At 47.0% G+C, this 16,662-nt stretch carries 15 protein-coding genes, 11 tRNA genes and 2 rRNA genes; 26 read left to right on the top strand and 2 right to left on the bottom strand.

The features are described 5' to 3' along the window. From AC6EJC_RS11655 to yajC, 21 genes are all read left to right on the top strand, one after another. A 23S ribosomal RNA gene (locus AC6EJC_RS11655) occupies window positions 1-220 on the top strand; the annotation flags it as partial. A 154-nt stretch (window positions 221-374) separates the two neighbouring features. Beyond that, a 5S ribosomal RNA gene (gene rrf, locus AC6EJC_RS11660) occupies window positions 375-491 on the top strand. A 19-nt stretch (window positions 492-510) separates the two neighbouring features. Further along, window positions 511-586 (top strand) — tRNA-Asn (locus tag AC6EJC_RS11665). A 3-nt stretch (window positions 587-589) separates the two neighbouring features. After that, window positions 590-681: transfer RNA gene (locus tag AC6EJC_RS11670), tRNA-Ser, on the top strand. A gap of 17 nt (window positions 682-698) precedes the next feature. Further along, a tRNA-Glu gene (locus AC6EJC_RS11675) sits at window positions 699-770 on the top strand. A gap of 10 nt (window positions 771-780) precedes the next feature. Continuing rightward, window positions 781-856: transfer RNA gene (locus AC6EJC_RS11680), tRNA-Val, on the top strand. Between the two features lie 30 nt (window positions 857-886). After that, window positions 887-963, top strand: a tRNA-Met gene (locus AC6EJC_RS11685). Window positions 964-989: 26 nt separating this feature from the next. Further along, a tRNA-Asp gene (locus AC6EJC_RS11690) sits at window positions 990-1,066 on the top strand. Between the two features lie 28 nt (window positions 1,067-1,094). Continuing rightward, window positions 1,095-1,170 (top strand) — tRNA-Lys (locus AC6EJC_RS11695). Window positions 1,171-1,204: 34 nt separating this feature from the next. Beyond that, window positions 1,205-1,279 (top strand) — tRNA-Gly (locus AC6EJC_RS11700). Window positions 1,280-1,284: 5 nt separating this feature from the next. Then, a tRNA-Arg gene (locus AC6EJC_RS11705) sits at window positions 1,285-1,361 on the top strand. Window positions 1,362-1,373: 12 nt separating this feature from the next. Beyond that, window positions 1,374-1,453: transfer RNA gene (locus AC6EJC_RS11710), tRNA-Leu, on the top strand. A 7-nt stretch (window positions 1,454-1,460) separates the two neighbouring features. Then, window positions 1,461-1,534, top strand: a tRNA-Pro gene (locus AC6EJC_RS11715). A gap of 115 nt (window positions 1,535-1,649) precedes the next feature. Next, window positions 1,650-2,354: a BofC C-terminal domain-containing protein gene (locus AC6EJC_RS11720; RefSeq protein WP_444954109.1), complete on the top strand. Its 705-nt coding sequence runs from the start codon at window positions 1,650-1,652 to the stop codon at window positions 2,352-2,354. Window positions 2,355-2,579: 225 nt separating this feature from the next. Next, window positions 2,580-3,083 (top strand): crossover junction endodeoxyribonuclease RuvC, encoded by a 504-nt coding sequence (gene ruvC, locus AC6EJC_RS11725; protein ID WP_025716926.1) that lies wholly within the window; start codon window positions 2,580-2,582, stop codon window positions 3,081-3,083. Next, window positions 3,080-3,694: a Holliday junction branch migration protein RuvA gene (ruvA, locus tag AC6EJC_RS11730; RefSeq protein ID WP_444954110.1), complete on the top strand. Its 615-nt coding sequence runs from the start codon at window positions 3,080-3,082 to the stop codon at window positions 3,692-3,694. The genes ruvC and ruvA overlap by 4 nt, the downstream gene beginning before the upstream one ends. Window positions 3,695-3,744: 50 nt before the next feature. Further along, window positions 3,745-4,752 carry a Holliday junction branch migration DNA helicase RuvB gene (ruvB, locus tag AC6EJC_RS11735; RefSeq protein ID WP_025716928.1) on the top strand — a complete coding sequence of 336 codons (1,008 nt, stop codon included), beginning with the start codon at window positions 3,745-3,747 and terminating at the stop codon, window positions 4,750-4,752. A gap of 219 nt (window positions 4,753-4,971) precedes the next feature. After that, a complete protein-coding gene (locus AC6EJC_RS11740; RefSeq protein ID WP_444954111.1) occupies window positions 4,972-7,065 on the top strand; it encodes a SpoIID/LytB domain-containing protein in 2,094 nt (697 codons plus the stop codon). A 7-nt stretch (window positions 7,066-7,072) separates the two neighbouring features. Next, a complete protein-coding gene (gene queA / locus AC6EJC_RS11745) occupies window positions 7,073-8,101 on the top strand; it encodes a tRNA preQ1(34) S-adenosylmethionine ribosyltransferase-isomerase QueA (RefSeq protein ID WP_444954112.1) in 1,029 nt (342 codons plus the stop codon). Between the two features lie 20 nt (window positions 8,102-8,121). Beyond that, window positions 8,122-9,261 (top strand): tRNA guanosine(34) transglycosylase Tgt, encoded by a 1,140-nt coding sequence (tgt, locus tag AC6EJC_RS11750; RefSeq protein ID WP_444954113.1) that lies wholly within the window; start codon window positions 8,122-8,124, stop codon window positions 9,259-9,261. Window positions 9,262-9,295: 34 nt separating this feature from the next. Beyond that, window positions 9,296-9,631 (top strand): preprotein translocase subunit YajC, encoded by a 336-nt coding sequence (yajC, locus tag AC6EJC_RS11755; protein WP_444954114.1) that lies wholly within the window; start codon window positions 9,296-9,298, stop codon window positions 9,629-9,631. Between the two features lie 88 nt (window positions 9,632-9,719). Here the strand turns inward: yajC and AC6EJC_RS11760 are convergent, their stop codons facing one another. Beyond that, window positions 9,720-10,109, bottom strand: a complete 390-nt coding sequence (locus AC6EJC_RS11760; protein WP_444954115.1) for a TIGR04086 family membrane protein — start codon at window positions 10,107-10,109, stop codon at window positions 9,720-9,722. A 206-nt stretch (window positions 10,110-10,315) separates the two neighbouring features. On the opposite strand from AC6EJC_RS11760, the gene AC6EJC_RS11765 reads away from it, so the two are divergent. Beyond that, on the top strand, window positions 10,316-11,092 hold the full coding sequence (locus tag AC6EJC_RS11765) for a YetF domain-containing protein (protein WP_444954116.1): 777 nt from the start codon (window positions 10,316-10,318) through the stop codon (window positions 11,090-11,092). Window positions 11,093-11,100: 8 nt separating this feature from the next. Here the strand turns inward: AC6EJC_RS11765 and spoVB are convergent, their stop codons facing one another. Next, a complete protein-coding gene (spoVB, locus tag AC6EJC_RS11770) occupies window positions 11,101-12,681 on the bottom strand; it encodes a stage V sporulation protein B (protein WP_444954117.1) in 1,581 nt (526 codons plus the stop codon). Between the two features lie 306 nt (window positions 12,682-12,987). On the opposite strand from spoVB, the gene AC6EJC_RS11775 reads away from it, so the two are divergent. The 4 genes from AC6EJC_RS11775 (at window position 12,988) to AC6EJC_RS11790 (ending at window position 16,656) form a co-directional block, all read left to right on the top strand. Next, window positions 12,988-13,245, top strand: a complete 258-nt coding sequence (locus AC6EJC_RS11775) for a post-transcriptional regulator (RefSeq protein WP_444954118.1) — start codon at window positions 12,988-12,990, stop codon at window positions 13,243-13,245. Window positions 13,246-13,335: 90 nt separating this feature from the next. Further along, window positions 13,336-14,592, top strand: coding sequence for a protein translocase subunit SecD (gene secD / locus AC6EJC_RS11780; RefSeq protein ID WP_444954119.1), 1,257 nt, complete (start codon window positions 13,336-13,338; stop codon window positions 14,590-14,592). Then, on the top strand, window positions 14,582-15,499 hold the full coding sequence (gene secF / locus AC6EJC_RS11785; RefSeq protein WP_444954120.1) for a protein translocase subunit SecF: 918 nt from the start codon (window positions 14,582-14,584) through the stop codon (window positions 15,497-15,499). Before secD ends, secF begins: the two co-directional genes overlap by 11 nt. A gap of 200 nt (window positions 15,500-15,699) precedes the next feature. Further along, window positions 15,700-16,656 (top strand): cation diffusion facilitator family transporter, encoded by a 957-nt coding sequence (locus tag AC6EJC_RS11790; RefSeq protein WP_444954121.1) that lies wholly within the window; start codon window positions 15,700-15,702, stop codon window positions 16,654-16,656. Window positions 16,657-16,662 lie beyond the last annotated feature (6 nt).

Here is a 16,662-nt window from a genome sequence, read left to right on the forward strand (position 1 = left end):
TGGACGTACCGCTGGTGTACCAGTTGTTCCGCCAGGAGCACCGCTGGGTAGCTATGTACGGAAGGGATAAGCGCTGAAAGCATCTAAGCGTGAAGCCCCCCTCAAGATGAGATTTCCCAGTATGTAAGACCCCTTGAAGACGACGAGGTAGATAGGTTGGGGGTGGAAGTGCAGTAATGCATGGAGCTGACCAATACTAATCGGTCGAGGGCTTATCCTAAAGAATAAAACGCAAATGAGTTTCGGATCCAGTTTTCAGGGTGTAACACCTTGAAAGTATGTACAAGAGACATACGAAATACGCATTGAAGTTCATTCACACGATTGTGATGAACCGAATTTCAATACGGTAGAATTTACGGTGTAAATTCATGTTTGGTGGCGATAGCGGAGGGGTTCCACGCGTACCCATCCCGAACACGACCGTTAAGCCCTCCAGCGCCGATGGTACTTGGACCGCAGGGTCCTGGGAGAGTAGGACGCCGCCAAGCAGAGTTTTATGATTATTATTCCCTGATAGCTCAGTTGGTAGAGCACTCGACTGTTAATCGAGTTGTCACAGGTTCGAGTCCTGTTCGGGGAGCCATGTGGAGAGGTGTCCGAGTTGGCCGAAGGAGCACGATTGGAAATCGTGTAGGCGCCAAAAGCGTCTCGAGGGTTCGAATCCCTCTCTCTCCGCCAGAATTATTTTATTGCATGGCCCGTTGGTCAAGGGGTTAAGACACCTCCCTTTCACGGAGGTAACAGGGGTTCGAATCCCCTACGGGTCATAAGTAATATGGAGGCTTAGCTCAGCTGGGAGAGCATCTGCCTTACAAGCAGAGGGTCGGGGGTTCGATCCCCTCAGCCTCCACCATTTATTTTTAATAGCATTCCCTAACATTATCGCGGGGTGGAGCAGTTCGGTAGCTCGTCGGGCTCATAACCCGAAGGTCGCAGGTTCAAATCCTGCCCCCGCAACCAATTAATTTTTTAATGGAAACTACTATGGAACTGTGGTGTAGAGGCCTAACATGCCTGCCTGTCACGCAGGAGATCGCGGGTTCGAATCCCGTCAGTTCCGCCATTTTCACAAAGTTACATTACCCTGTTGGGAGCCATTAGCTCAGTTGGTAGAGCACCTGACTTTTAATCAGGGTGTCGAAGGTTCGAGTCCTTCATGGCTCACCATTCATGAACTTATATGTCATGGAATAATTATATTGCGGACGTGGCTCAGCGGTAGAGCATCGCCTTGCCAAGGCGAGGGTCGCGGGTTCGATTCCCGTCGTCCGCTCCATATTTGCGCCCTTAGCTCAGCTGGATAGAGCGTTTGACTACGAATCAAAAGGCCGGGAGTTCGAATCTCTCAGGGCGCGCCATTAACTTCATAAGCCGGTGTGGCGGAATTGGCAGACGCGCGCGACTCAAAATCGTGAGGGAAACCGTGGAGGTTCGAGTCCTCTCACCGGCATCTATTTCGGGATGTAGCTCAGCTTGGTAGAGCACCTGGTTTGGGACCAGGGGGTCGCATGTTCAAATCGTGTCATCCCGATTTAAAAGGAAAGTCGCTGGAAGCAGCGACTTTTTTTATTATATTATTACCTTGTTGCATAAATCAGTAATCGTCAGGTCACACTAACACAAAAAGTGGGACGGAAGGGATTACTGTGAAGCGATTAAGTTGGAAAAAACAGATGAAACGGCGCTGGAAGCAGTGGAGAAGAACAGTGTGGGCCTGTACCATTTTTGGTGCGGCTTGTCTGCTGGCAGGTTTGGGTATTCTGTTTTCAAATCATATGCAGGCTATGCTGTCACAGCCACTCGCTACTACCGTTATGGCAGAGGTGGATATGGAGGAGTCTTCACATATGACTCCGACCGAAGATCGATCCTCACAGATGCAACTATTGCAAAGCATTCGTACTTCCGGTATAAGCAGGAAGACCCGTCTGTTAACCACCTACGTGTGTGGTACGGAAACAATTTCCTTGGGAACGCTAAGTTCGCAGCAGCTAGAGAGCTTACTGAAGCAACATCCCGATTGGAAGGGACGACTTAATACCAAAGGAGAGGTGTGGCTCGAGCGGAGGGTTGAAGACTTGTCGGAGTCATGCAAAGAGCGTGGCTACATGGGGTTGAGCACGGATGGCCAGCTTACATTGTTTGAAGGGCTGCCTAAAAAGGAGAAAGTTATCCGCACTTTTTTTCAATTGGACGTGGGCTCCATGGAGACGGCCTTGCCAGAAGGGGTGTATAAACAACTTCAGCAGGGAATCCGTGTACAGGATATGAACGAGTATAACAGTGTAATCTCCACTTTTAGTGACTTTGCGGTGGAGCGAACACAGAGGGTATTAAAGCAGCACTATTGATTACAAGTACGGAGACGTTAGGCTTTGCCCATGAGGTGAGGTTTGTAGCGTCTCTTTTTATGTTTTCACTCACGGTTAAATTTTTTCCTCTATTAGATACAAAGTTTTGTTATAATGAAAAGAACGACACATATGTTCGCTTTGTATGGTGCTTGGCCATGATTTAAAGATAGCGCTCGCTGTTGGTTAGTTACGCCATGTTTAAGCGATAGAGGAGAGATTTTTTTGCGTTTTCTAGGAATTGATCCGGGTATTGCCATTGTGGGCTTCGGGTTTGTAGACAAGATTGGCAGTAAGGTGGTTCCTGTGCAGTATGGCTGCATCCAGACGGAGGCCCATACACCAGAAGAAGAAAGGCTGCTTCATGTGTACGAAGGCATGTTGCAATTAATTGATAAATATAAGCCTGATGCGGTAGCACTGGAGAAGCTCTTTTTTAATCGCAACGTTACAACCGCTATGTCTGTAAGTCAGGCACGTGGGGTGCTGGTGCTGGCTGCAAAACAACGTAATTTGCCTATAGGGGAATACACGCCGATGCAGGTAAAGCAGGCTATTGTAGGATATGGTAAGGCTGAGAAGAAACAGGTACAGGAAATGGTTAGAATGTTTCTAAAGCTTCAAGCTGTGCCCAAACCGGACGATGTAGCGGATGCTTTGGCGGTGGCTATTTGTCATGCGCATTCCTATGGACTAAATTCAAAATTAAATGAGGTATTGCGAAAATGATAGATTTCTTGCGTGGTTCTGTGGCCCATTTGGAAAATGAATATGTCGTTTTAGACGTGCAGGGTGTAGGGTACCGGGTATTTTGTCCGAATCCTTACGCCTTCGCCAAAACAGAAGGGCCAGTGGTTATTTACATTCACCATCATGTGAGGGAGGATGCTATTTCACTGTTCGGTTTTGCGACCCGTGAGGAGCAGCAGCTGTTCCGTAAACTGATTGATGTATCCGGCATTGGACCGCGTGTGGCGCTTGGTATTTTAGGAGGCGGTACACCTGCTCATGTGGTGACGGCGATTTATCAGGAGAATATCACATTTCTCACAAAATTACCGGGGATCGGTAAAAAGACGGCACAACGTATGATTCTGGATTTGAAAGATAAGCTGGACGGTATTGGCTCGTTGGGGATGGCGACCGGATTGTTTGCGGAACCTGTCGTAGAAGAGGGCGAAAGTTCGTATTGGGGCGAGGCACGCGAGGCGCTCAAGGCGCTCGGTTACACTGATTCTGAGTTGGATAAGGTATGGAGCAGAATGAAGAAAGATGCGAAACCTGATGAATCTGCCGACATTTTGATGAAGCGGGCTTTGCAACTGTTGTTTGCCGGATAGGACGCTGATGTCCATTAACATAAGTCTGGTGAAAAGAGGAGCGATGGAATATGGATGACCGGATTATTTCCGCCAATTTGATGATGGAAGACCAGACGGCGGAGCTAAGCCTTCGCCCCCGTTATCTAAATGAATATATCGGGCAGAATCAGGTTAAGGAAAATCTGAAAATATATATTGAAGCGGCCAAGATGCGTAAAGAAGCGCTGGACCATGTACTGTTGTACGGACCGCCTGGATTGGGTAAAACGACTCTTGCTAACATTATCGCCAATGAGTTGGGGGTTAATTTGCGTACGACTTCAGGTCCTGCAATTGAAAGACCCGGAGATTTGGCAGCATTGCTGACCAATCTTCAAGAGGGTGATGTTTTGTTCATTGATGAGATTCATCGCCTCCATCGTACGGTGGAAGAAGTCATGTATCCGGCGATGGAGGATTTTGCGCTGGACATTATGATTGGCAAAGGCCCGAGTGCGCGTTCGGTCCGTCTGGATTTACCGCCTTTCACCCTTATAGGGGCTACTACGCGCGCTGGGCTGCTTTCTGCGCCATTGCGTGACCGATTTGGTGTTATTAGTCGGTTAGAGTTTTATACGACAGACGAGCTGGCTTACATCGTGTCCAGGAACGCGGATATTATGGAGATTGAGATTGTCGGGGATGCGGCGGAGGAAATCGCATTGCGTTCACGGGGGACACCGCGGATTGCTAACCGACTGTTAAAAAGGGTGCGTGATTTTGCCCAAGTTGCCGGAGACGGTATCATTCATTCAGAGTTGGCCGCAGAGGCGCTAAAGAGACTTCAAATAGATCCACTCGGGCTGGATGAAATTGATCATAAAATGCTTAAGGCAATGATTCATTCATTCCGAGGCGGACCTGTAGGATTGGACACAATTGCTGCAACCATTGGTGAGGAGAGCCAGACGATTGAGGATGTGTACGAGCCCTATTTGTTACAAATTGGTCTTTTACAAAGAACACCTCGGGGACGAACGGTGACTCCGGCGGCATATGCTCATCTTGGAATTCCCATGCCAACGGATCCACGGTGATTAGGAATGGTGTACTTTTAATAATCATTCCAGCGCAACTATGGTGAATAGGATATTGGCGGGACGGATGGATTGATGAAAGAGAGTGTGTAAGTAAGATTCGAGCGGGTTCAAAATTTTGGTTTATTACGCCGATGTATTTAAAGGGACAGACAAGGGTCGAGATCCCGATAAATCACCAATATAAGTGCTAGACAGCTAGAATTGGGGGAGCCAGAAATGAGTGGAGAAGCATTGAACCGAAAAAGGATTTTCGGTGCATGGACGGGCCGGGCCAAACGAGCAGCAGCGATTATGGTATTAGCTACAGTTTGCATACCCTGGTCTTCGGGTGTTCACGCTGCTGCCATCCAAGAGGATATTCGTGTAGTGATCTTTGCGGATCTAGGTAGCAAATATAAAGCGACAGTCCCCGCTGTAACCTTGAAATCATCAGGGGGTCTGAGTGTCGGACAGAACAGTGGAGGCAGTTTTCAGGCTTGGATGGGACTACCGGACAGCACGGCTCGTTTTAGTGTAGACAGCTATCGTGTGAAGGTACTTGAAGGAAATGAAGCAGCTGCGATAAAAGCGGCTCAAGTACTGCAAAAGACCAATGATAAACCTACGGTTTTTATCGGTTCAAAAAACGGTAGCTCTGTCTATCAGGTATATGCGGGAATATATGCAAGTGAACAGGCCGCACAGGCTGCTGTACAGCGGATTTCTTCCGCAACCGGAGCGCAGGCCGAGGTTAAGGGAAACAAGCATTGGTCTACGGGAAGCTACGGAAGCGAGCAGGAGGCTAATCTCGTTCGAACGACAATTGCTGCCGCAGGCTTTGATGCTTTTACTGTGATTCAATCAAGAGGTCAGTATGCTGTGTGGGTTGGAGAAGAAAGTAATGACAGCAAGCTGTCGGCTTTGAAAACAGAGTTGGAGAGCAAGCAGCCCAGACTCACGCTTTCTAAAGTTAATGCTACTCAAACCGGCCTCATCATAAGACAGGAAGCAGGAGTAACGACAGGCTCGCAGGTGATGTCTCATTACATGTTAAGTGGTTCTGATAATAGCAAGGTAATTGTCAACGGCGGTAATAATGGAATTCAAGTGGTCGAAAGATCACAGCGTACATATCGCGGAGACATGGAGATTGGCATAACGTCAGGACAGCTGGCGCTTGTAAATGAAGTCCCTATGGAGCAGTATTTGTATTCCGTGGTAGGAGCAGAGGTCTATTCCTCATGGCCAGACGAAGCTCTCAAGGCTCAAGCGGTAGCGGCTCGCAGCTATGCGCTTGCCCAAGGCAATCGGTTTCAAATCGGCAACGTGGTAGATGGAACGTTAAGCCAGGCATACAACGGTAAGAGCTCGGAACATGCGAATGTCAACGAGGCTGTAGATGCAACGGCTGGTGAAGTAATTAAAAGTGGCGGGAAAGTGGTCGAAGCTGTATTTTCATCTAATGCGGGCGGTGTGACAGCAGATGCTTCCGAGGTGTGGAACAGTGGTGGCGAAGCGTTTGCCAGCATAGACAGCTCGGGAGATACTTCGGCGCAAAAAGGAGCACAGGAGTGGTATCATGTACTTCTGTCAAGCGGCAAGACTGGTTATATTCGTGAGGATAATGCCAAGGAACTGGAGGGAGTCACGGAAGCGGGGTTAGACAAAATCACCGTCACTGCGGAAAATACAAATGTACGTCCTATTCCCCAAATCCAATCAACTGCTGCGCCAATAGCTAAGGCGCAGCCGGGTGAAGAGATGATTGTTTTGGAAAAGGTGCCTCAATCCGGAGACTATGCATGGGTGCGGGGACCCTTTACGGCAGCCCAGATTGCTAAATCCTTACAAGGGAAAGTAACGGGCACAGTACCGTCCTCTATTAATCACCTCGATGTCACCAAGCGTGGTCCGTCAGGGCGAGTGTTGGAGGTTGAAGCGAACGGATCACCTTTGAAAGTGAAATATCCGGATATGTATCGCTCAGCGATGGGAGGGCTCCCGAGCACACTGTTTGATATTGCGAGTACCGGCAGTTATACTGTACTAGGCGCTGATGGGGCTACTTCTCATGTAAGTGGTACACAAGGCACTCAAATCTTGTCGTCTTCTGGTAGCAGCATTTCAAGTGGTAACGGGGTGATCGTCATGAATGATGATCGTCATGCACGAGTCATTGACAAAACACAAAGCTTTATTTTTACAGGCAAAGGGAATGGTCATGGTTTGGGCTTATCACAATGGGGTGCCAACGGTTTGGCCGAGCAGGGGTATGATTACAAGAAAATTTTGCAACACTATTATAAAAATGTGGATATAGTTAAGGACTGACCAATATATGAACGTAAACGACTACGATTTTGAACTACCTGAAACATTAATTGCACAGACGCCTTTGCTTGATCGGAGCGCTTCCAGATTACTAACATTGAACAAAAATAACGGTGAAGTGGGTCATCATACATTTTCCGATATTGTGCAGTATCTTCAGCCAGGGGATACGCTGGTGTTGAACGATACGAGAGTGATTCCTGCACGCTTGTTCGGGATCAAGGAAGACACGGGAGCTAAGGCCGAGGTTTTACTGCTTAAGCAACTGCAAGGGGACCGATGGGAAGCATTGGTGAAACCCGGTAAAAAGCTGAAAAAGGGAGCTGTTATCGTTTTCGGTGATGAGCTGAAAGCAGTTATTGAGGAAGAAGGAGATATGGGCGGAAGGGTGCTTTCATTTTCATATGATGGTATTTTTCAGGAGATCCTGGACCGTCTGGGTCAGATGCCGCTTCCGCCATATATCAAGGAGCAACTGGATGATCGTGAGCGTTATCAGACAGTTTATGCTCGGCATGAAGGTTCTGCTGCGGCTCCAACGGCAGGGCTGCATTTTACAGAAGAATTGCTGGACCAAATTAGAGAGAAGGGCGTTACCGTTGCCTTTATCACACTTCATGTCGGTTTAGGGACGTTCAGACCGATGTCCGTGGATACGATTGAAGAGCATGTGATGCACGAAGAATATTATTCATTGTCGCAGGAAACGGCGGATATACTCAATGAAACCAAGGCGCGCGGCGGAAGAGTCGTGGCGGTGGGAACGACCAGTTGCCGGACGCTGGAAACGGTAGGTAATAAATTCGTAGATGGAGTATTACAGGCTAGCAGTGGCTGGACACAGATTTTTATTTATCCAGGCTATGAATTCCGCGTGGTGGATGCGATGATTACGAATTTTCATTTGCCTAAATCCACCTTGGTAATGCTGGTCAGCGCACTGGCGGGCAGGGAGAATATTATGCATGCTTACCAGGAGGCGATTGACCGAAAATATCGGTTTTTCAGCTTCGGGGACGCAATGTTCATTTATTAATTAAGGATGGTAGAGAAAATATGGCACCAGCAATAAGATACGAGCATATTAAAACCTGTAAACAATCGGGAGCCCGTCTCGGGCGTGTACACACACCTCATGGAGTTATTGAGACACCAACCTTTATGCCTGTGGGAACTCAAGCTACTGTTAAAACGATGAGTCCTGAGGAACTGAAAGCGATGGATGCTCAAATTATTTTGAGTAACACGTACCATCTGTTTCTTCGTCCCGGCCACGATATTATCCGTGAAGCGGGCGGACTGCACAAGTTCATGAATTGGGATCGCCCTATACTAACGGACAGCGGTGGGTTTCAAGTGTTCTCATTGAGTGAAATGCGTAAAATTACGGAGGAGGGCGTTCATTTTCGTTCCCATCTGAATGGAGATAAGAAGTTTCTTTCGCCGGAAGTGGCGATGGAAATTCAAAACTCGCTTGGCTCGGATATTATGATGGCCTTCGATGAATGTCCGCCGTTTCCGGCTGAATATGAGTATGTGAAAAAATCGTTGGAACGCACCAGCCGTTGGGCTGAGCGTTGTTTGGAGGCACACGCGCGTCCTCATGATCAAGGGTTGTTTGCCATAGTTCAAGGAGGTATGCATGAAGATCTGCGCAAGCAAAGTGCAGCGGATTTGACTTCCATGGATTTCCCGGGGTATGCTATTGGTGGACTGAGCGTAGGTGAGCCGAAGCATTTGATGTATGAAGTGCTTGATTACACGCTTCCTCTGCTTCCCACCAACAAGCCAAGATATTTGATGGGCGTAGGTTCTCCGGATGCCTTGGTTGAAGGCGCTATCCGTGGTGTGGATATGTTTGATTGTGTACTTCCAACGCGAATTGCTCGCAACGGGACAACGATGACCAGCCAAGGTCGTCTTGTCGTTCGCAATGCCCAATATGCAAGCGATTTTGGCCCGCTTGATCCGGCTTGTGATTGTTATACCTGTCGCAATTATTCACGTGCTTACTTGCGACATTTGATTAAAGCGGATGAAACCTTCGGGCTCAGACTGACAACGTATCATAATTTGCATTTCTTAATTCAATTGATGCGTAATGTCAGACAAGCGATTATGGATGACAGGCTGCTTGATTTCCGCGATGAATTTTTTGAGCAGTACGGTCTTCATGATAATGATAAAGGCTTTTAAGTTTTAGGGAGAGTATACGAAAGGGGGATTTAACATGTTTCATTTTGCTACAGCCGCTGCTGCACCCGCTGGAACTGGCGGACTTTTTCAAATGATCTGGCCACTGGCTCTGATGTTTGTGATCTTCTATTTCTTGCTGATTCGTCCGAATCAGAAAAAACAAAAGCAGCGTCAAACGATGCTTCAAGCTTTGAAAAAGGGAGATAAAGTGATTACGATCGGAGGTCTTCACGGTACAATTGTGGAGATTACGGATGATGTAGTAGTTTTGCGTGTGAATGATGTCACGAAGCTGACCTTTGACCGTAGTGCAATCAGCAATGCGATTGCAAAAGATACGGCATCTGAGGAAGTTGTTTCCAAATCGTAAAATGCTGATGACCGATATGCAAAAACCGAGCCTTTGAGGGGGCTCGGTTTTTTTGTGTTGTTTCATAACATGGGCACATACATTTTGATTATTTGCTGAGGTTAATGCCGAACATCCCGCCACCTGCGCCTATGACAAACGCGACTCCTAAGTGTAACAGGTCCTTGCCGTTCATGCCCGCATCCAATGCCAGAAAACCGACCAGAAGAACGATTAGTCCATACAGGATGCCTGTAATACCGCCTTGATACCAGCCTTTGTTCGTGGATCTTTTACCGGCGACGAAGCCGCCAGATAGCATGGCGAATGCGTGGACGATGTACGTATACAATGATAAGTCCTGTTCCTGCATCTGTGTCAGCCACAAGAGTAGTGAAAGAATCAATGCGCCAAGCAGCATCCATGCAAAAGCATAAAATAAGCCGGATAAAATGGGATGGGCCAGACGAAACGAACACCAGCGGCGAATGAGCTCCATTGATAATTCCTCCTGTACCAAGGTTTGAACTATTATCATTCTATGGCCAAGCCTCCCGGCTTAGTACCAAGTCGTAAGCAGACTTTTTCTTTATTTCAATAATTTAGCCTTTTGTTTTTTGTATGAGCCATGTGAGGAACGGTCAGAATACGTGTACAATGAACGACTAATGTCTTGTCGCAAGTACAGGAGAGGAGGCGAACATATTGAGTCACGAAATTTTTGCTCATATTTTTCGGACGCTGCTCATGTATTTTATTGTATATCTGGTGATGCGTTTGATGGGTAAAAGGGAGATCGGAAAATTGTCTGTTTTCGATCTCGTAATATCCATTATGATTGCGGAAATTGCTGTATTCAGCCTGGAGGATATAAAACGTCCACTTTATGAAGGGTTGATTCCTTTAGGAGTGCTGTTAATTTTGCAAATCGGGATTTCCTATTTCAGTCTGAAAAGTCGGCGTCTGCGCTTACTATTCGATGGTAGGCCCAGTGTATTGTACTCCGATGGACAAATAAACAAGGACGAAATGGTTAAGCAACGTTACAATTTAGATGACTTGCTGTTACAACTTCGCGAACAAAATATAGAAAGTCTGGATGAAGTTGAATATGTCATTTTAGAAACGACAGGTAAGCTCACGGTTATAAGCAGGGATGATAACGTTAGAGCTGAACACGAAAAAATGAAGCAGGAACTAAGCGAAAGAGATTTGACAAACAAAGAGCAACAAGTGAATAAAGTCCATCCCTCTCCGCAAATCGGCGGAAAGTTTAGATATGAGGGACTGCCTATTCCATTAATTATGGACGGCAAGGTGTTGGACCGAAATTTGGAACGGATGGATATGAACCGTTTTTGGCTTAAAAATCAGATTCAAGCGAAGGGACACAAAGATTTTAAGGATGTTTTCTTATGCTCGGTTAACCATAGAGGTGATGTGTATATTACACCACCAGCCTATGGGGAATCTTCGGATTAGATTTTCGATTAGATTTCTTTGGCTTTAAACCATCTTCTCAGAATGGGAATGCGTGTAAGATTGTCCCAGTCAATCATTTTGATTGAGGTCATCAGGAAAAGGTACAGTATAATTCCCAAGCCTGCGGCAAAAATAAACTGAAGCCACATTTGATCGAACAACGTTAGATGTCTATAGGTATATAATACCGCAGCCGCCATGATGATCATGCCCATCCCGGTTTTCCAGAAATCGAGCAAACGTACACGAAAGCGAAGCAGTCTGCTGACACTGAAGCCATGTAGGAGGGTAACAATAGCACTGTTAATACAAATGGCGATGACAGCTCCGTAGATACCGTACTGAGGCTGGGAAGCAAGCCAGACAATCAGCACAATTTTGATGACGGCTCCGATAAAGGTATTCAATAAGGCACTTCCAGGACGATCTAACGCCTGAAGTGCTGCCTGAAGCGGGGCCTGAATGTACATAAAAAGAGCAAAGGGTGCCATGAGCTTAAGCATACCTGCAATATCGCCATTATTGTAGAGTAGCAAACACAGAGGCTCTGCCAATACATACATGATAACGGCAAATGGGGCTCCTGCAACCAAAGCGAGTCGAAGCGATTGATGCAAACGTTTGTGAATGGCTGTAATATGCCCTTTGGCAGCCGCTTCGGATAACGAAGGGACGAGTGAAACCGCTAGCGAACTGGTAAGGACACCGGGTAGTAATAACACAGGAATGACCATGCCCTGCATGGCTCCATATTGTGCGGTTGCCACGCCAGTTGCAATGCCTGCTACGGCGAGGCTGCGCATGCATAAGATAGATTCGAGCAAATAGGATAACGAACCGACAAGCCTTCCGGCAGTAACGGGAACGGATATAGACATAAGACGTGACAAAATGGATGACTGCTCGGGATGAACCTCAGAGGGTAAAGATGCCTTCGGTTGAAGGATGCGATCTTTTCGCTGGTTCCACGCGTATTGCCATAGCAGCACAATCATACCAATGAATTCACCCGCCAGAGCACCGAGCATGGCACCTGCAGCAGCGTAGGCTACCCCATGGGGAAGTAACAAGTAAGCAAACCAAATGACGCAAAAAATGCGCATGACAGTCTCCGCAATGGAGGAGCTGGCGGACGGGATCATATTTTGTTTTCCCTGAAAATAGCCCCTATAAGCTGAGGAAACAGCAACAATGACAATCATTGGGCTCATGCTCACAAATGTATAGTATACGCGGCTGTCGGTCAGGAGATGGCTTGTGATCCAAGGTGCAAACACAAGACAGAGCACCATGGCGATCAGGCTGAGTGTAACGGTGAAGCGCAGGCTGGTGTGCAAAATACGCCGCGACATTTCGGGTTGTCCCGCCGTTTCAACTTCGGCTACAAGCTTCGCTACCGCAAGAGGGATACCCCCGGTAATAAGAGTCACCAGTACGATAAAAAAGGGATACCCCTGCTGATACAAGCCAACTCCTTCGGGGCCGATGATGCGCGGGAGTGCGATTCGGGGAATAAAACCTAGTAGTCGATTGATGATTCCCGCTGCCAATAAAATAATTGCTCCATGGATGAATGTCTGCTTTTTCAATCGCAACTCCCTCTTCCCCAAAATGTAATTCTACGTCTATGCGTTACTTTAGAAGATATGCTGGACCTGTCCATGTTCATGACAAGCTTTTCCGTTCAGAAACAAAGTGATCAAGGCAATAAGAGGGAGGGTGGTGAATTCTGCTATTGACGGACGAAATGAATGCATATATTGTTGATTTACGGCTATTTTCGACGAAAAGAAGGGTTTTCCAGGATCAGGACAGAAATGTTCTATAAAGCAGTCAATAACCCCGCTAATTGCTGATCTGCGGAACCGGAGTCGCTGGGAGGAGGAACAGCCATCGTGGGTATGGAAGAGCTGGATGAGCAGGACTGGGATGACGCAATTGAGATGCTATGTCAAAGTAAGGCGGACGAGCTGATTCTCGTAGGCTATAAGCATGTCACAAGTAAGGACGTGTGGAATTGCGTCAGCCATAAATATGAAAAGGAGGGTATTCCTCCGCTGCACAAGCTCGTTAACGATATACTTTCCCTTAAAGCGACGAGCTTTATGAACTATTTGACTATGTCCGCATTACGGGGCTCCACTTTCGAATAGAGGGGGGTCTTTTTTTGCGTTCAAATTGACTGCTTTTTGAGGGGTAGCTATAATAGGAATATTGAGAATGAAAGGGGAACATGGGACGGAATGAAAAGAATTTTAAGTTTCATCGTGGTCGTGCTCATAACTACTGGTGTTATGGTCGGGACAAGCCCGGGCCTGCTGAACAGTTTAAAATTAGGCCTCGATTTAAAGGGAGGCTTTGAAATTTTATATGAAGCCCAGCCTTTGGAAGCCGGGCAGAGTGTAACCAGACAGTCTCTTATACAAACAGCTCAAAGTCTGGAGAGACGGATAAACGCGCTTGGTACAACTGAGCCGGAAGTAACAACGGAGGGTACCAACCGTATTCGTGTGCGGCTTGCTGGTGTCTCCAATGAAGCAGAAGTCCGCTCCATGCTGAAAAAGCCTGCCGAGTTGACCTTCCGCAGTGCAACGGCAGCGGATGCTAAAAAGCCAGGCCAATACAGCAAAATTGAGCTTCGCGGTAATGATTTTGTGGAGAATGGCGCTGTTGTCGGCTTTGACCAGCTGAACCAACCTGAAATTAGTATCAAAGTAAAAGACAAAGCCAAATTTGCAGAGATTACAAAGCGACTTCTTAACAAGGAGTTGGCTATTTTCCTGGATCAGGAATTGCTGTCTGCACCTACAGTACGTGGAGAATTGACGGATGGCAGTGCGTCTATCACAGGCAGCTACACTCGTGATGAAGCGAACAAACTGGCGGATACGATTAATCTGGGTGCACTTCCGCTCAAGTTGACGGAAAAATATTCTCAGAGCGTAGGCGCAACGCTGGGTCAACTGTCACTGGATCAAACGATCCGTGCCGGTTTGATCGGCTCGATCATTATTCTGGTATTTATGATTGCGATGTTCCGTGTACCGGGACTAGTGGCTAGCTTCTGTCTCATCGTTCATACCTGGGTAGTGCTTGCGATCTTCTATTTGGGCGGTTTCGTGCTTACGCTTCCGGGTATTGCAGCCTTCGTGCTCGGGATCGGGATGGCGGTCGATGCCAATATCATTACGTATGAACGGATTAAAGAAGAAATCAAGTCAGGCAAAACGATTCGTTCTTCTGTCATTGCAGGTAGTAAGGCCTCGTTCCGTACCGTTATGGATGCCAATGTTACGACAATTATAGCAGCAGCGGTTATGTTTGGTCTGGGAACAGGCTCCGTTCGAGGATTCGCTCTGGTGCTCATCGTTGATATTGTCACCAGTATTTTGACGAATATCTTCTTCTCCCGCTTCTTGCTGAATCTGCTGGTTAAAGCGGATGCTGTGAAGAAGCCAAAGTATTTTGGTGTGAAGGAGAGTGATATCAGTGCGCTTTAATTGGAACTTGAAATATATCAAGATGAGCAAGTGGTTTTACACGTTCTCGATTATTATCACACTGCTTGGTATTTTAAGCTTATCGATATTTGGTTTGAATTACGGGGTGGATTTCCGTTCCGGTTCCAATGTGGATGTCAATCTGACCAAAGTAGTTACACAAGAACAGATCCAGACTTTGCTGAACGAGCAGGGGATCGGCAAAGAGGTTGATTATACGCCGGGTAAAGAACGCTTCGGTATTCGCTTCTCGCAGGTTTTGACGGATCAGCAAGTGAATAACTTTAAGACTTCTTTTAATAAAGAGCTTGATCCGAAGGCTTCCTTTGAGGTCAATACAGTGGATACGGAAATGGCGCAAGAACTAGAACGAAATGCGTTATGGGCGATTTTATTGGCTTCTGTGGCTATCGCTATTTATATCTCAATCCGTTTTGAATGGCGGTTTGCCGTTGCAGCAATTGTTTCGTTGTTGCATGATGCCTTCCTCGTCATCAGTATTTTCTCGATTTTCCGTCTTGAGGTGGATTTGACCTTTATTACGGCAATTCTGACGATTGTCGGTTTCTCCATAAATGACACCGTCGTTATCTTTGACCGTATTCGTGAAAACCTACGATTTGCGAAGAAGAAGTCCAGGGATGACTTGGAGCAGGTAGTCGATCACAGTATTGCGCAGACAATGACTCGTTCACTTGCAACCGTGTTTACTGTGTTTATTGCCTCCTTATGTTTGTTCATTTTTGGCGGCGAATCGATCCGTATGTTCTCACTCGCGATGGTCATCGGTTTGTTGTTTGGTGCATATTCTTCCATTTTCATTGCCAGTCCACTGTGGGTGGCTATGAAGGGGAAACAAAAATCTCCGACAGCTGGCGGTGGCGCGGCCAAAACTGCAAAATCTTAAGTTGCGCAAATACCAGTAGTATAAATTAAAGAGGAAGCCGCGTCTGCTTGGGCGCGGTTTTCTAAGGTTTTGAGATTTACCTTGAGCCAAGGCCCAGTAGTGGACACTTGAATGTGAATGGTTTTGTTTGAGGAGTTCGGTTATATTTGAAATGGAGCTTTACCGGGAAATGGTTAGTTCAGGATTGAGGGGGAAACGTTGTGAATAGCGAACGCAGCCGATCATTGGAAACTGCGGCGTTGAGCGGGATTGTAGGTAATCTCGCGCTGGCTGTTCTAAAGGGAACCGTCGGTTATGCAGCAAACAGCAAGGCGTTGTTGGGGGATGCACTGCACACGGCTGCGGATAGTGCTTCCCGTTTGCAGGAGCTTCTGTTTTCCAAAGGTGGTACAGGGCACGGAATGCTGGCACGTTTGCGGAACGGTGAAAAAGTTCGGACTGTCATATCTGTGGTGCTGGCTATTTTGGTGCTGATGAGCGGTCTTCAGCTAGCTATCTCGGCTGTTCGCTCATTGAGCAGTTCGGAACCGCAGGCTCCCGGTCTGTATGCATTAATTACCGTTTTTGTTGCTTTGGTGTTGAGAGAAGCGTTATTTCAGTTTCAATATCGCTACTCGATTAAACATGGTCATAAAGCGGAAGCAGATCGGTACGCTAACCATGAACGGTACTCGCTGTATGCATCGTTGATTGCATTGATCGGCATGATCGGCGCAATGACTGGTGAAGCAATGGAATGGCCTGCATTATTATATCTTGATCCAACCGCAGCTTTGCTGGTAGCCTGTCTGGTGTTGCGTAAAGGATATCTGATGGTAATGAATACCGTTTATCAGGTGCCTGCTCAGCCCTTGCAGGAGGAAGACTCTCAGCGCTTTATGGAGACGATTCAACGGGTGCATGGTATTGTAACGGTTGAACACTTACATGCCCAGGAAACGGGCCATTTCATAACAGTTGATGTAACAATAAGCGTCAACCCCCGGATTACGGTGCAGGAAGCGCAGGAAATTGCTGATCGGGCAAAAAATTTACTGTTAGCCCGTTTTCCACAGGTGACCCATGTACAAATGCAGTTCATTTCTTATCAAGCCGGGTATCCTTACAAATCCAATCATGAACTGCCAGATAATGATGTGTCGTCCTTGCTGCAATAAGTAGGG

The organism is Paenibacillus sp. TY11 (assembly GCF_059772165.1).